This window comes from Micromonospora sp. NPDC005686, from assembly GCF_042871665.1.
GTDB lineage: Bacteria > Actinomycetota > Actinomycetes > Mycobacteriales > Micromonosporaceae > Micromonospora.
Genome location: NZ_JBIAIY010000003.1, coordinates 593,873 through 607,533, shown reverse-complemented (window position 1 = coordinate 607,533; position 13,661 = coordinate 593,873). Strand labels below are relative to the sequence as shown.

Below are 13,661 nucleotides of genomic sequence, written 5' to 3'. Positions count from 1 at the left end.
CACTCAGCCCTTCACGCAGACGACCTGCTTGAGGTGGGCGACCACCTCGACCAGGTCCTCCTGCCGGGCCATCACCTCGGTGATGTCCTTGTACGCGCCGGGGATCTCGTCCACCACCCCGGCGTCCTTGCGGCACTCCACCCCGGCGGTCTGCGCGGCCAGGTCCGCGGTGCTGTACGTCCGCTTCGCCTGCCCCCGCGACATCCGCCGCCCGGCGCCGTGCGACGCCGAGCAGTACGCGTCGAGGTTGCCCTTACCGCGCACGATGTACGAGCCGGTGCCCATCGAGCCGGGGATGATGCCCAGGTCGCCCTTGCCGGCCCGGATCGCGCCCTTGCGGGTCACCAGCACGTCCACCCCGTCGTAGCTCTCCTCCGCCACGTAGTTGTGGTGGCAGGAGATCGGCTCGTCGTAGCCGACGTGCGGGAACGCCTCCCGGACCACCTGGCTCAGCAGGGCGAGCATGACCGCCCGGTTGCGCCGGGCGTACTCCTGCGCCCACCACAGGTCCCGCCGGTACGCCTCCATCTCGGGCGTGCCGGCGAGGAACACCGCGAGGTCGCGGTCCGGCAGGCCGGTGTTGTGCGGCAGCCCGCGCGCCACCGCCATGTGCCGCTCGGCCAACTCCTTGCCGATGTTGCGGGAGCCGGAGTGCAGCATCAGCCAGACCCGGCCGTCGTCCGGGCCGCCCTGCTCCAGGCAGACCTCGATGAAGTGGTTACCGCCGCCGAGCGTGCCGAGCTGCCGCTGCGCCCGCGTCTGGAGCTGCGCGACCTTCCGGTCCAGCGTGCCGAACCGCCGCCAGAAGTCGTCCCAGCCCGCCTGCTCCAGCCCTCGGACCCGGCGCGGGTCGACCGCGTCGTCGCGCATCGCGAAGCCGACCGGGATCGCCGCCTCGATCGCCGAACGCAGCGGCGCGAGGTCGTCGGGCAGGTCGGCGGCGGTCAGCGAGGTCCGTACCGCGGACATGCCGCAGCCGATGTCCACGCCGACCGCGGCCGGCGACACGGCCTGCCGCATCGCGATCACCGAGCCGACAGTGGCGCCCTTGCCGAAGTGCACGTCCGGCATCACCGCGACGCCCTGCACCCACGGCAGCGCGCCGATGTTGCGCAGTTGCCGGGCCGCCTGCGCCTCGATCGCGTACGGGTCGGTCCAGACCCGGACCGGCGCCCGGGTACCGGCCAGCGGGGTGAAACCCATCGTCGTCTCCTTGCTCGTGTCCATTCGACGTAGGCCGTACGGGACTCGAACCCGTAGCCTCCCGGATGAGAGCCGGGTGAGCTGCCAGTTGCTCCAACGGCCCCTGGACGGCGCGGCGCCGTCGGCAGGAACGCCCCGGACACGGAGAACCGCCCGGCTCCGGTGTCGGGGCGGGCGGTTCGCGCGGATCGTCGCGCCGGCGCTAGACGCGCCACCACCCTGGTTGCCACTCGCCACAGCGGCGGCCCGCGCCCGGTTCGGGCAGCAGGACACCGGCGCGCGGCGCTTGCCGCTCGGCGCGGGTGCGGTTCTGCTGCGACACGGTGCGCTCCCCTGGATCAGATCGACGTTGCCCGCTCACGGTACGACCGCCGCACTCGGGCGGCAACACGATATTCCTTCGTGGTCAGCCGGCCTGCGCCACCGGATGGCGGCGCATCTCCTCCATGAACGGGTAACGCGCGGTCAGCTCGGCGAGCGTGATGCCGGCCCGCCAGGCGGCGGCCACCTGCGCGACCTGGAGCAGGTCGGTGGCGTCGCCCCGGGCCTGGACGTCGCCGTCCACCCGCAAATCGATCATGAAGTAGCGGGCCTGCGAGCCGAGGCTGACGCAGACGACGCCCCGGGCGGAGGTCATCTCGGCGCAGGTGAAGCGGCTGCGCCCCTGCTCGGGCGCGGTCACGTCGCCGACGTCGAGCTGGTGCGCGGCGGCCGTCGCCACGAGCGCGGGCGCGAGACCGCCCGGCTCGACCAGGTCCGGGTAGAGGCGCACACCCAGTGCGGCGGACACGTCGCTCATGCCTGACTCCCACTTCCTTGTGACAGAGACCAGCAGCGCGCAGGTTACGAACACGTTTCCGGCACGCACGGCCATCCTGTCCCGCCCGACCGCCCGGGGCAAGAGGAACGCCCTCATCGAACCCCTCCGGGTACGCTGCCGCCTCATGGCGCACATCCGCTGTGACTTCTTCTCCGAGGCGCTCGGCATGGGCACCTCGATGACGGTGCTGCTGCCCGACCACGGCGCGGCCGGGATCGGCATGCCGGGGGCCGCCGCCGGCGGTGACCCGCCGGTGCTCTACCTGCTGCACGGGCTGACCGACGACGACACCGTGTGGACCCGGCGCACCTCGATCGAGCGGTACGTCGCGCCGCTGGGGCTCGCCGTGGTCATGCCGCAGGTGCAGCGGAGCTTCTACTGCGACGAGGTCCACGGCAACCGCTACTGGACGTACCTCAGCGCGGAGTTGCCCGAGGTGTGCCGGTCGTTCTTCCGGCTGTCGACCCGCCGGGACGACACGTTCGTCGCGGGCCTGTCGATGGGCGGCTACGGGGCGGTGAAGTGGGCGCTGCGCCACCCGGAACGGTTCGCGGCGGCGGCCACCCTGTCCGGCGCGCTGGACGTGACGCGCCGCCGTCACCATCCCACCCACCCGGTCGACCCGGCGGTGTGGCACACCGTCTGGGGGGACGGCCCGGTGCCCGCCGACGACGACACGGTGGGGCTGCTGCAACGCTCCGGCGACGACCTGCCGGCGCTCTACGTCGCCTGCGGCACCGAGGACTTCCTGTACGAGGACAACCTGCGGTTCCTCGACGTGGCCCGCGAACGCGACGTGCCGGTCACCGTCGACTTCGGTCCGGGCGACCACGACTGGGCGTACTGGGACGCGCGGATCTCCGACGTGCTCGCCTGGCTGCCGCTGCGCGGGCGCTGACCGGGCTCGCTCAGACGCCCACGGTGCCGTCGATCGCCTCCCGGATCAGGTCGGCGTGCCCGTTGTGGCGGGCGTACTCGTGCAGCATGTGCAGCATGACCAGGCGCAGCGAGACGTCCTCGCCCCAGCGCGCCTGGTGACCGGTCACGTCGAGCGAGGCGGCCTCCCGCTCGATGCGCCGGGCGTGCTCGATCTCCCGCCGCCACGCCTCGAACGCCTCCGCCACGTCGGCGTCGCGGGCGTCGTACGCCTGCTGGAAGTCGCCGCTGTCCGACCACACCAGCGGCACGTCCTCGGCGGCGATGACCCGGCGGAACCAGGTGCGCTCCACCTCGGCCATGTGCCGGACCAGGCCGAGCAGGGACAGGGTGGACGGTGGCGACGCCGCCCGGCGCAACTGCTCGCCGGTCAGCCCCTCGCACTTGAGGGCCAGCGTGGCCCGGTGGAAGTCGAGGAAGGCGCGCAACGACTCCCGCTCGTCGGCGAGCAGCGGCGGGCCGATCCGTTCGGTGTCCATGAGCGCCCAGCCTAGCCGCAACCGATCATGGTGGAACGACCGCGTCACCGCAGCGACGAACCGGCCACCGGGAAGTCGAACCAGGTGTCCGGGTACGGCTCGTCGACGTACCGGTAGTGCCACCACTCCAGCGGATAGTTCTCGAAGCCCTGCGCGGACATCAGCCGGCGCAGCAGGTCGCGGTTGCCGCGGGCGGTGTCGCTGATCCGCGCGTCGGCGGTGTGGGCGCGCGGGTCGAAGCAGTCGAACCCGGTGCCCATGTCGATCGAGTCGTCGGCGAAGCGCCGTCCGGCCGGGTCGGTGCACGGCACGAGCGGCCGGCCGGGCGTGTACGCGGGCTGCGCGGCGGCGGAGACCGGGACCAGGGTCAGGTCGACGGTGCTGCCCCGGCTGTGCGCGGTGGGGGCGCCGATGTAGCCGTCGGCGAACAGCCGGTCCTTGGGCACGGCGGGGTAGAACTCCCCCTTCATCCGCTGCTCGCCGGGGAGTTTCGCCCAGGCGACGAAGTCGTCCGCCGCGCGCTGCGGGCGGTAGCAGTCGTACACCTTGAGGCTGTGCCCGCCGGCGAGCGCGGCGGTCTGCACCCGGTGCAGCGCCTGCGCCGCCGGGCGGGTGAGCAGGCAGCGCGGCTCGGCGTACCCGTCGATCGGGCGGCCGACGAAGTTGTGCGGGCCCGCGTACCGGATGTCGGTGCGGACCGTGGGGTCGACGGTGGCGAGATCCACGAAGTCCGCCGGGGCGCGCGGGCCGGTCGGCGTGGGTGACGGCGGCGCGGACGGCGACGGCGACGGCGCGGGCCGCTGGCAGGCGGCGGCGAGCAGCGTGGCCGCGACGGCCAGTACCGCCGTCGCGCGTCTGCCGGTGCCCACCCGCCGTGTCTACCAGCCCTGGCGCGCCGGCATCGGCGGAACTGCTGGTCAGCCGCCCAGGACGGTACGGAGGAAGTCGACGGCGGCGGCGTCGTCGTCGATGCCGCCCGCCTCGTGGCCGTTGAACCGCCACACCGTCAGGTCCTTGTCTCCCCGGTATTCGTGGTAGGCGGCGTAGACGGTGGACGGCGGCGTGATCTCGTCCATCAGCGCGACGGAGAAGCGGGCCGGCACGCTCGCGCGCCGGGCGAACGCGACGCCGTCGACGTAGCCGAGCGTGCGCAGCGCCTGCTCCTCGCGGTCGCGGTGCACGGCCAGGTAGTCGCGGATCTCCCGGTACGGCGCGGCGTCGGTGATCGTGATCGCGCGCGGGATGTCGCAGAGGAACGGCACGAGCGCGACGGCCGCGCGTACCTTCGGCGCCAGCGCGGCGGCGGCGAGGGCTGCGGCGCCGCCCTGGCTGTGCCCGAGGACGGCAATCCGGTCGCTGTCCACCGCCGGCACCTCGCACGCGGCGTCCACGGCGCGGACCGCGTCGGTGAGGAAGCGCCGGTAGTAGTACCGGTTCGGGTCCTCGATGCCCCGGGTCGCCATGCCCGGCGCCTGCGGTCCGCCGGCGGCGACGTCCGGCGTGTCGCCCCGGCTCCACCCCGAGCCCTGGCCGCGCGTGTCCATCTGGAGGTGGGCGAAGCCGGCGGCGGACCAGAGCAGGTTCTCCAGCGCGTGGCCGCGCCCGCCGCCGTACCCGACGTACTGCACGATCGTGGGCAGCGGCTGCGTCGCCCCGCGCGGCACCCGCAGCCAGGCTCGGATCGGCTGGCCGGCGAAGCCGGGGAAGGTCACGTCGAACACGTCGATCCCGGCCAGCGGCGTGGGCAGCGGGGTCACCGACACAGGGTCACCGCAGGAGCGCGCCTGTGCCAGCGTGTCAGCCCAGAAGGCGTCGAAGTCCGGCGGCTCGCGCAGGTCGCTGCGGTAGGCACGGAGTCCGGCCTCGGCAAGGTCGGTGAACACGCCTCGGATTCCTCGTCGTTCGTCGGGGGTGGACGGCGAGCCGCCGGAGGTGACTGGCACGTTTCCGGAACGTTTCCGCAACTCGTGCGAACGCTAGGGCCGGTCCGGCCTGTCGTCAAGCCCTCGCCGTACGGCAAGATGTGCGTGGGGCGGGACGGTCTACCGGTCGGTTCCGGCAGCCGGCGAAGGGAACACGGGTGAGCGCGGACGACGAGCGCAGGGTGACCATCACCGCGATCGCACGGGAGGCCGGCGTCTCGGTCCCGACCGTGTCGCGCGTGCTCAACGGGCGTTCCGACGTCGCACCGGACACCCGGGAACGGGTCGAGGAGCTGCTGCGCCACCACGGCTACCGGCGCCGGGGCAGCCGTACGGTGCGCCGGGCGGACCTGGTCGACCTGGTCTTCAACGACCTGGACAGCCCGTGGGCCGTGGAGATCATCCGCGGTGTGGAGGACGTCAGCCACGCCGCCGGGGTGGGCACCGTCGTCTCGGCGATCCACCGCGAGTCCAGCTCCACCCGGCAGTGGCTGCACAACCTGCGCGCCCGCGCGTCCGACGGCGTGATCGTGGTGACCTCGCACCTGAGCCCGCCCGTGCAGGCCCAGTTGCGGCGCCTGAACGTGCCGGTGGTGGTGGTCGACCCGGCGGCCGGCGTGGCCTCCACCGACGTGCCGGCGATCGGCGCCACCAACTGGACCGGCGGCCTGGCCGCCACCGAGCACCTGCTCAAGCTCGGCCACCGCCGGATCGGTTTCGTGGCCGGCCCGCCGCACCTGCTGTGCAGCCGGGCCCGGCTGGACGGCTACCGGGCCGCGCTGGCCGCCGCCGGGGTCACCGCCGACGACCGGCTGGTGCAGCCCGGCGACTTCTACCACGCGTCCGGGTTCACCGCCGGTGGTGCGCTGCTCGACCTCGACGACCCGCCCACGGCCATCTTCGCCGCCAGCGACCAGATGGCCTTCGGGGTGTACGAGGCGATACGCCGCCGCGGGCTGAGGGTCTGCGACGACGTGAGCGTGGTGGGCTTCGACGACCTGCCCGAGGCGCGGTGGGCCTCACCGCCGCTGACCACCGTGCGCCAGCCGCTCGTGGAGATGGGCCGGCTCGCCGCCCGCACGGTGCTGCGGCTGGCCCAGGGCGAGGAGATCGACTCGCCCCGGGTCGAGCTGGCGACCGAACTCGTGGTGCGGGACAGCACCGCGGGGCCCGCCTGCCGCTGATCCGGGCCGCCGCTTTCACTCCTGTTCCGGAATTTCCGGCTCCCGCAGGGCCGGCCCGGTCGACATGGCGACGGCTGCGGCGTTGCGGCGGCGCCGGGCCAGCAGCAGCGCTCCCCCGGCCGTCAGCACCGCGCCCACCGCGACCGTCACTCCGGGGCCGGGCCGTGGTCCGGGTGCCGCCCCGCCGCCGCGCAGGCCGGCGTGCCCGGCCAAGGCCGAGGCCGCCCCGCCCGCCGGTGGCGCGGCCCGGTCCAGCTCCCCCGGCTCGACCAGCCGTCCCACCGAGGCGTCGCGGGGCTGGGCGAACCCCCAGTCCAGCAGCGCCGCGCCCTGCTGCCAGCCGCGCTGGGTGGTCACCTCGGCGCCGAGCAGCGTGACCACGAGACGCCGCCCGCCGCGCTCGGCCGCGCCGACGTACGTGTGCCGGGCCAGGTCGGTGAAGCCCGTCTTGCCGCCGAGCGCGCCCGGATAGTGGTCCAGCAGCATGTTGTCGTTGGAGATGGCGAACCCCTTCGCCCGCTGCGCCGGCTGGGCCGGGATCGGCGCGGTCCGGGTGGTGTCGTACCGCCGGAACGCCGGGTCGGCGAAGCACGCCCGCGCGATGAGCGCCAGGTCGTACGCGCTGGTGAACTGCCCCGGCCCGTCCAGCCCGGACGGGGTGACCGCGTGCGTCTGCCGGGCGCCGAGCCGGTGCGCCTCCTCGTTCATCGCTCGGATCCCGCCGGCCAGCCCGTCCGGGCCGCCCCCGAGGCGGGCCAGCGCGTTCGCCGCCTCGTTGCCGGAGCGCAGCAGCAGGCCGAGCCAGATCGTCTCGATCCGGTAGCGCCCGCCCTCGACCAGCCCGACCGTCGAGCTGCCCGGCTCGACTGCCAGGTCGCCGGCGGTCACCGTCACCTCCCGGTTCGGGTCCAGCCGGGGCAGCATCGTGGCGGCCAGCAGCAGCTTCTGCACGCTCGCGGGCACCCCGTACTCGTGCGGGCCGCAGCCGCCCAGCACCGCGCCGCTGTCCAGGTCGGCGACCACCCAGGAGGTGGCGGTCACCGCCGGCGGCGCGGTCGACGCGGGCGGGACGACCAGACCCGTGGTGTCCAGCGCGGCGCCGCCGACGCCCCGCGCGGCCGGGTCGGGCGCCGGCGGCGGCTGGGGCGGCCGGGTCGCCGGGGCCGGCACGTTCGGGCAGGGCGGCGCGGACGGCAGCCGGCGTACGGGCGCGCGGACGGCGGCCACCGCGGGTGTCGCCGACGCCGGCAGCAGCAGGGCGGCGGCCAGCGCCACGAAGGATCCCCAGGTCCTCATGACCCGCACGCTAGCCACGCCGACCCGAACGGGTCACCGGCTCCGGGATTCGGGCCTCGGCGCCGCTGCCAGGCGGTAGGGTCATCGGCCCGTGTCGGGTCAGGCGCGGCGACGCCCACGTCGGCCGGGCCGGCCCCGGCGGGCGGCGAGCACCGCGACCACTCCGCCGACAGTGAGGGCCAGCAGACCGGCGACCGGCACGATCATCCGCCAGTCCCCGTCGCCGATGCGGCGCAGCGCCGTACCGGCCGGCCCCCGCCAGGGCTCGGCGGGGGTACGGGTGGGTTCGGCGGCCGCCGCCTGCCGGGGCTCCACCGCCTCGGCGGCCGGTTCGCCCGGCTCGACCAGCCGGCCGACCGAGGCGTCCCGGGGCAACCGGAAGCCCCAGTCGAGGAGCTGGGCGCCCTGCTGCCAGCCGCGCACCGGGCGGGCCTCGCCGCCGAGCAGCGTCACGACGAGGCGGCGTCCGTCGCGCTGGGCGGCGCCGACGTAGCTGTGCCGGGCCAGCTCGGTGAAGCCGGTCTTGCCGCCGAGCGCGCCGGGATAGCGGTAGATGAGCTGGTTCTCGTTCTGGATCTGGAACCCGCCCTTCTTCAGCGCGGGCTGGGCCGGGATCTGCGTGCGCTCGGTGCGCGCGTACCGGCGGAACGCGGCGTCGGCGAAGCAGGCGCGCGCGATGAGCGCCAGGTCGTACGCGGTGGTGAACTGGCCGGGACCGTCGAGTCCGGACGGGGTGACCGCGTGCGTCTGCCGTGCGCCGAGGCGGCGGGCCTCGGCGTTCATCTCGGCGACGCCGGCCTGCGCGCTGCCCGCGCCGAGGCGGGCCAGCATGTTCGCGGCGTCGTTGCCGGACTGGAGCAGCAGACCCAGCCACAGCGTCGCCACGCTGTAGCGCCCGCCGACGAGCAGGCCGACGGCCGAGCTCCCCGGCTCGATGTCCAGGTCGTCCCGGGTCGCCACGGCTACCTGCTTCGGGTCCAGCCGGCTCAGCATGGTGGCGGCCAGCAGCAGTTTCTGGGTGCTCGCCGGGGTGCCGGGGAGGTGCGCGCCGCACGCGCCGAGGACCGCGCCGGTGTCCAGGTCGGCCACGAGCCAGGTGGTGGCGGTGACCGCCGGGGGCGCGGGGCTGCCCGGGGGCATGGCCAGCCCGGCGCCGGCCAGCGCCGCGCCGCCCACCGCCTGCTGTTCGGGCGTCGAGGGCGGCGGCGTCGGCCGGGGCGGCCGGCTGACCTTCGGCGCGGGCAGGCGCGGGCAGGGCGTGGTGGCGGGAGCGGCGCCCGGGGCGGCGACTGTGGCGGGTGTCGCGGCCGGGGCGGGTGCCCCGGTGGCGAGCAGGGTGACGGCGGTGGCGGCGGCCAGGACCCGGGCTGTCATGAGGAGGCACCCTACCGAGCCCGATGATCGGCTCGGAACGGCTCACCGGTGTCGTGACGCCGTGCCGATCGCGTGGCCCCGCTCGGTGACCGGCGCGGGTCTCAGCGCACGCCGCGCAGCCACCACCGCTGCCACGGCGTCTCCACCGCGCGCCGGTGGTAGCGGGACCGGACCCAGGCCACCGCCCGCGCGGGCGGCAGCCCGTCCAGCACGGCGAGGGCGGCCAACGCGGTGCCGGTGCGCCCGACGCCGCCGTGGCAGGCCATCTCGACCCGCTCGCCCGCGTACGCGCGCCGCCACGCCTCCCGCAACGCGTCCAGGGCGTCGGCGCGGTCGGACGGGATCCAGAAGTCGGGCCAGCGGACTCGCCGGGACGGCCAGGCCGGCTCGGGACCGGGTGCCAGCAGCAGGGCGAAGTCGGCCGGTGAACCGGGCCCGGCGATCCGGCGCCCGCGGACGGTGGCGCCGCCGGGCAGCGTGAGCAGGCCGGCCGGGTCGGTCCACGGTGTCGCGTCCATGGCTCATTGTGTCGCGTGGCGCGGACACGTGAGTGCCCGCCGGACCGGGTCCGGCGGGCACTCACGTGCGGGACGGGTCGTGCCCGGCGCGCCTCGGATCAGCCGAGGCGACGGCGGCGCCAGGCCATGGAGGCCAGCAGCAGCACCGCGCCGGCGGCGGCGAGGCCCCCACCGAGCTTCAGCGGCGTGCCGACGCTGTCACCGGTGACCGGCAGTCCGCCGTGGTGCGGCGATGGGGTCGGCCGCGGCGGCCGGACGATACCGGTGGCGCTGGCGGTTCGCTTGCCGGTGGCGGTGAACGTGTACCGGCCCGGCCGGTCCGGCCGGTAGGTGGTGGTGAAGTTGCCGCTGGCGTCGGTCGTCACGGTGAACGTGGTCGGCGCGGGCTGCGGCTGGGCGCGGCCGGGCGTGTAGGCGACCGGTGCCATCGCCACGGTGCTGCCGTCGCTGCGCCGCGCGGCCCCTTCGGCGGGGGCGGCCACGGGCCGACCGGAGATCTCCACGGCGATCTGTACCGTCTCGTTCTGCGCGAAGTTCGAGCCACTCAGGGTGAACGTCTCGCCGACGCAGATGGTGTGCGGTGAGACGGTCAGCCACGCGCCGTGGTGGGGCGGGTAGACCGGGGGGTGCGACTGCGCCGCCCCGGCTGCGGTCGGCGCGGCCGCGACGGCCAGGCCCACCGTGAGCGCCATGATGATGCGGGATAGCCGCATGATGGTTTCCCTCCTACTGTTCACAGCTTGATGCGTTGACTACTTGGGTGGTCCATGGGGTGACGGTGGGCGTGTGCACCAGTTCGGCCGTCCCGGCGCCGGTCTGGCCGGTGAGAACGGTGACGTCGAGCGTCCTGGTCTGCCCCGGGCGGGTGTCCACCTGCGCCACCGCCACCTGGCGGCGGCCGTCGGTGCCGCTGCCCATCGCGGTGTCCCGCCCGTCCAACCGGCCGGTGAGGACGGCGCCGTCGGTGGGCGTGTGCACGGAGACGAAGGTGCGCGCGGTGTACTTGTCGCCGGCCAGGGCCAGCCCGGTGACCGACTCGGTCAGGCCCGACCTCGGGGCGGTGGAGTGCACCGTGACCCGCAGCTTCAGTTCGCGGTGTCCGTCCGGCTGGCATTCACCGACCGTCACGGTGGCCGAGAACCTGAGGTAGTAGCCGAGCTTCGCGCCGCTGCCGTCGTTGAGGAACACGCCGACGGTCGGCGTGGTGTCCTTGGCCGGGAGCTGACCGGCCAGCCCGCTGCCGGCCAGTGCGCGCTGCTCCTCGGATCGGACACTCCAGAACAATATCCGGCGTTCATGGACCGAACGGGCAATAACGGTCAAAAGCGCACGCGGATCCACCGCCCTGGTGAACAGGGAGTCGAACACGCCCGAGGCGGCCCGGGCGAAGAACCGGTCCTGGGCGTCGGTGCCGAGGTCCCGGTACGAGTCACTGAGGAGCGTGCGCACCGCGGTGCTCGCCGCCAGCGACGGCCCGTCCGGCACGGCCACCGGCCCCACGACGCCGAGCAGGTACGACAGCATCACGGGGTCCACCGCCAACACGCCGTCCACTGTGGTGCCGATCCGGCGGCGCACCATGTCCCGGTAGAGCGCGGCGGCGGCCGGGAAGTCCGGGTTGAGGTTCACGTCCGCCGGATAGATGCCCGGAAGGTCCCCCCAGAGGCGCCGCGTCTCCGCGTCTGTCGTGAGCGGTGGGTCGAACAAGCCCATGTCCGACGAGCTGCCCTGCTTGACCAGCTTGATCCGGCCGTCCTCGGCGCGCAGGACGGCGTACGCGCCGAACATGCCGCCGGTGGCGCGCAACTCGGCCGGGTTCTGCGAGATCAGCAGGTAGCTGCGCGGTCCGTCCGCGCCGAGCAGCGGCGGCAGCAGCCGCACCCCGCGATCAGCCGCCGAGGTCAGCTCGCCGAGCTGGTCCAGCTCCGCACGCAGCGCGGTGACCGCGTCGCGTACCTGCGTCACGAGGTCGTCGGTGGTCACCTGCCGGAGCCGGTCGGCGGTCCTGCGAACCGCCTGGTCGGCGGCGGAGACCTCGGCCGAGACGGCGCGCAACCGGGCCAGGTCCAGCCTGCCCTGCTTGGGCACCAGCGAGGCGAGGTCGACCCGCAGCAGCGTGGGGAACGCGAGCCGGGCCAGGTCGTCGACCGCCACCGAGATCTGCCGGACCGCGGCCAGGTTGCCGCCCGCGTACGGGGTCTGCTGGCCGGCCCACCACGCCGGATCCCCGGTGGCGCCGCGCGCGGCGGCGGCCTGCTCCTGCAAGGCGGCGAGCGTGCGCTGGGCCCGGACCACGTCGCCGTCGAGCACCTGGGCACTGAGCTCCTTGGCCAGCCCGGCGGCGTTGACCAGGTGGGCCCGGGCCTGCCAGCCCCGGAACGCGACCCAACCGCCGACGCTGAGCAGCACCGACACCACGACCAGCCCGGTCAGCAGGATCCGGCGGATCCGCGCGCGCCGGCGCCGTCGCGAGCGGCGCCGCCGCCCGGGCGTGGTCCCAGCTTCGGTCACGGATCTCCCCCTGCCTGTCGGTCGAATCGGACACAATGCGCGGTCGAGTGGTTTTTAGCACGAGTAAGTGCCCGTTCAAGGCTTCATGCGGGGTTAGTCGCTCTTCGCGGCTTTTGTTCTTTTCGGCGCCCGCTCAGTCGCCTCGTGCATCAGCGCCTCGATCCGGTCCACACCGGTCCGCATCGCCATGTCCCGCAGGTACGCGTCGCGGCCCCGCCTGCCCATGTCGGTCCGGGCGGCCGACGGGATCGCCGCGGCCAGCCAGAAGCGGTCGGCCAGCGCGGCCCAGTCCTCCGGCGGGCAGGACAGGCCGGCGCGGGCCCGCTCCACCAGCTCCGCCGTCTCCCCCGCTGCGGCGGCGACCACCGGCGCGGCGCAGGACAGCGCGGCCTGGAGCTTGCCGGGCACCCGTCCGCGCAGCTCCGGCAGATCCCGCTGCGCCACGAGCTGGTAGTCGGCGGCGGCGTAGAGCTGCGGCATGTCCACAGCGGACCGTCGTTCCAGGAACCGGACGTTCGCCGCGCCGAGATCGGTGGCGAGCCCACGTACCTGCCGCTCCGCGGGACCCGAGCCCACCAGTACCAGGTCCATCCGGTCGCCGAGCGCCGCCGCCGCCCGGACCGCCGTCTCCAGATCCTGGCGCGCGCCGATCGTGCCGGCGTGCATCACCACGCAGCGGTCGTCCCGGCGGACCAGCCGCCGCACCGCCGGACCGGCCTGGGTGGGTCGGAAGACACGCTCGTCGGTCCAGTTCGGCACCGTGCGCACCCGGCCCGGATCGGCGCCGGCGGCGTGGACCAGATCCGCCATGGCCGGCGAACCGACAGCCACCACCGCGGCCTCCCGGTACAGGCGCCCGGTGGCGGTCTCCAGCCGCGCCGGCCACCCGCTGTCCGGCGCCGTGCGCCGGTCCCGTTCCGTCCAGACCTCCTGTACGTGCAGCAGGGTGGGCGTACGGCCGAGCAGCCGCAGCAGCCCGGTCGCCGCGAAGGTGACCGCCGGGTGGCCGTGGACGTAGAGCACGTCGACGTCGCGCAGCAGGCCCCGGCCGGCGAGCGCGGCACCGGCGGCGAAGGAGAGCCAGCTCGCGGTACGGGCACGGGCGGAACCGTCACCAGCGGCGTACCGGGGCACCCGGCGCACGGTCAGCCGCTCGCTCTGCGTCTGGTGCCGCCAGCGCTGCCGCCAGCCGGGATAGACGTGGCCGCCCGGGTAGTCCGGGAAACCGGTGAGCACCCGTACCTCGTGGCCCCGGGCCACCAGTTCCTCGGCCAGGCTGCCGGGGATGAACGCCGGCTCCGGCGGGAAGTGGTAGGACAGGATGCCGACCCTCATGGCCGCGCTCCCGGCGCGGCTTGCCGGACGGCCGGGCGCCGCGCCGCGTACCATTCCCGCATCCCCTCTGCGTCCGGCCGCGA

Annotated in this window: 13 protein-coding genes and 1 tRNA gene; 2 read left to right on the top strand and 12 right to left on the bottom strand. The window is 74.8% G+C overall.

Features of this window, described 5'->3' with window-relative positions:
- Positions 1-3: 3 nt before the first annotated feature.
- The 3 genes from ACFYON_RS09925 to ACFYON_RS09915 form a co-directional block, all read right to left on the bottom strand.
- Positions 4-1,203: an RtcB family protein gene (locus ACFYON_RS09925; RefSeq protein ID WP_354863502.1), complete on the bottom strand. Its 1,200-nt coding sequence runs from the start codon at positions 1,201-1,203 to the stop codon at positions 4-6.
- A gap of 30 nt (positions 1,204-1,233) precedes the next feature.
- A tRNA-Glu gene (locus ACFYON_RS09920) sits at positions 1,234-1,306 on the bottom strand.
- Between the two features lie 303 nt (positions 1,307-1,609).
- Positions 1,610-2,002 (bottom strand): hypothetical protein, encoded by a 393-nt coding sequence (locus ACFYON_RS09915; protein WP_354863504.1) that lies wholly within the window; start codon positions 2,000-2,002, stop codon positions 1,610-1,612.
- A 145-nt stretch (positions 2,003-2,147) separates the two neighbouring features.
- Here ACFYON_RS09915 and ACFYON_RS09910 point away from each other — a divergent pair, with 145 nt between their 5' ends.
- A complete protein-coding gene (locus ACFYON_RS09910; RefSeq protein ID WP_387320712.1) occupies positions 2,148-2,921 on the top strand; it encodes an alpha/beta hydrolase in 774 nt (257 codons plus the stop codon).
- Between the two features lie 10 nt (positions 2,922-2,931).
- Here ACFYON_RS09910 and ACFYON_RS09905 read toward each other — a convergent pair whose 3' ends face one another.
- The 3 genes from ACFYON_RS09905 to ACFYON_RS09895 are packed head-to-tail and all read right to left on the bottom strand — an operon-like array spanning position 2,932 to position 5,321.
- On the bottom strand, positions 2,932-3,438 hold the full coding sequence (locus ACFYON_RS09905) for a DinB family protein (RefSeq protein ID WP_354863507.1): 507 nt from the start codon (positions 3,436-3,438) through the stop codon (positions 2,932-2,934).
- Positions 3,439-3,482: 44 nt separating this feature from the next.
- Entirely contained in the window at positions 3,483-4,307 is an 825-nt protein-coding gene (locus tag ACFYON_RS09900; protein WP_387320710.1) for a M15 family metallopeptidase, read from the bottom strand.
- 48 nt (positions 4,308-4,355) lie between these two features.
- Positions 4,356-5,321, bottom strand: a complete 966-nt coding sequence (locus tag ACFYON_RS09895) for an acetylxylan esterase (protein WP_357707898.1) — start codon at positions 5,319-5,321, stop codon at positions 4,356-4,358.
- Between the two features lie 197 nt (positions 5,322-5,518).
- Here ACFYON_RS09895 and ACFYON_RS09890 point away from each other — a divergent pair, with 197 nt between their 5' ends.
- The gene (locus ACFYON_RS09890) at positions 5,519-6,544 is read left to right on the top strand and encodes a LacI family DNA-binding transcriptional regulator (protein ID WP_357707900.1); all 1,026 of its coding nucleotides are present in this window, start codon (positions 5,519-5,521) and stop codon (positions 6,542-6,544) included.
- A gap of 15 nt (positions 6,545-6,559) precedes the next feature.
- Here ACFYON_RS09890 and ACFYON_RS09885 read toward each other — a convergent pair whose 3' ends face one another.
- From ACFYON_RS09885 to ACFYON_RS09860, 6 genes are all read right to left on the bottom strand, one after another.
- Positions 6,560-7,840, bottom strand: a complete 1,281-nt coding sequence (locus ACFYON_RS09885) for a D-alanyl-D-alanine carboxypeptidase (RefSeq protein WP_357707902.1) — start codon at positions 7,838-7,840, stop codon at positions 6,560-6,562.
- Between the two features lie 99 nt (positions 7,841-7,939).
- Positions 7,940-9,214: a serine hydrolase gene (locus ACFYON_RS09880; RefSeq protein WP_357707904.1), complete on the bottom strand. Its 1,275-nt coding sequence runs from the start codon at positions 9,212-9,214 to the stop codon at positions 7,940-7,942.
- A gap of 101 nt (positions 9,215-9,315) precedes the next feature.
- The gene (locus ACFYON_RS09875; RefSeq protein ID WP_354863518.1) at positions 9,316-9,732 is read right to left on the bottom strand and encodes a protein phosphatase; all 417 of its coding nucleotides are present in this window, start codon (positions 9,730-9,732) and stop codon (positions 9,316-9,318) included.
- 98 nt (positions 9,733-9,830) lie between these two features.
- Positions 9,831-10,445, bottom strand: a complete 615-nt coding sequence (locus ACFYON_RS09870; protein ID WP_355096519.1) for a hypothetical protein — start codon at positions 10,443-10,445, stop codon at positions 9,831-9,833.
- Between the two features lie 13 nt (positions 10,446-10,458).
- Positions 10,459-12,243 carry a DUF4012 domain-containing protein gene (locus ACFYON_RS09865; protein ID WP_355096521.1) on the bottom strand — a complete coding sequence of 595 codons (1,785 nt, stop codon included), beginning with the start codon at positions 12,241-12,243 and terminating at the stop codon, positions 10,459-10,461.
- 93 nt (positions 12,244-12,336) lie between these two features.
- Complete coding sequence (locus ACFYON_RS09860) at positions 12,337-13,578, bottom strand: glycosyltransferase family 4 protein (protein ID WP_354863524.1); 1,242 nt, start codon at positions 13,576-13,578, stop codon at positions 12,337-12,339.
- Between the last annotated feature and the right edge of the window lie 83 nt (positions 13,579-13,661).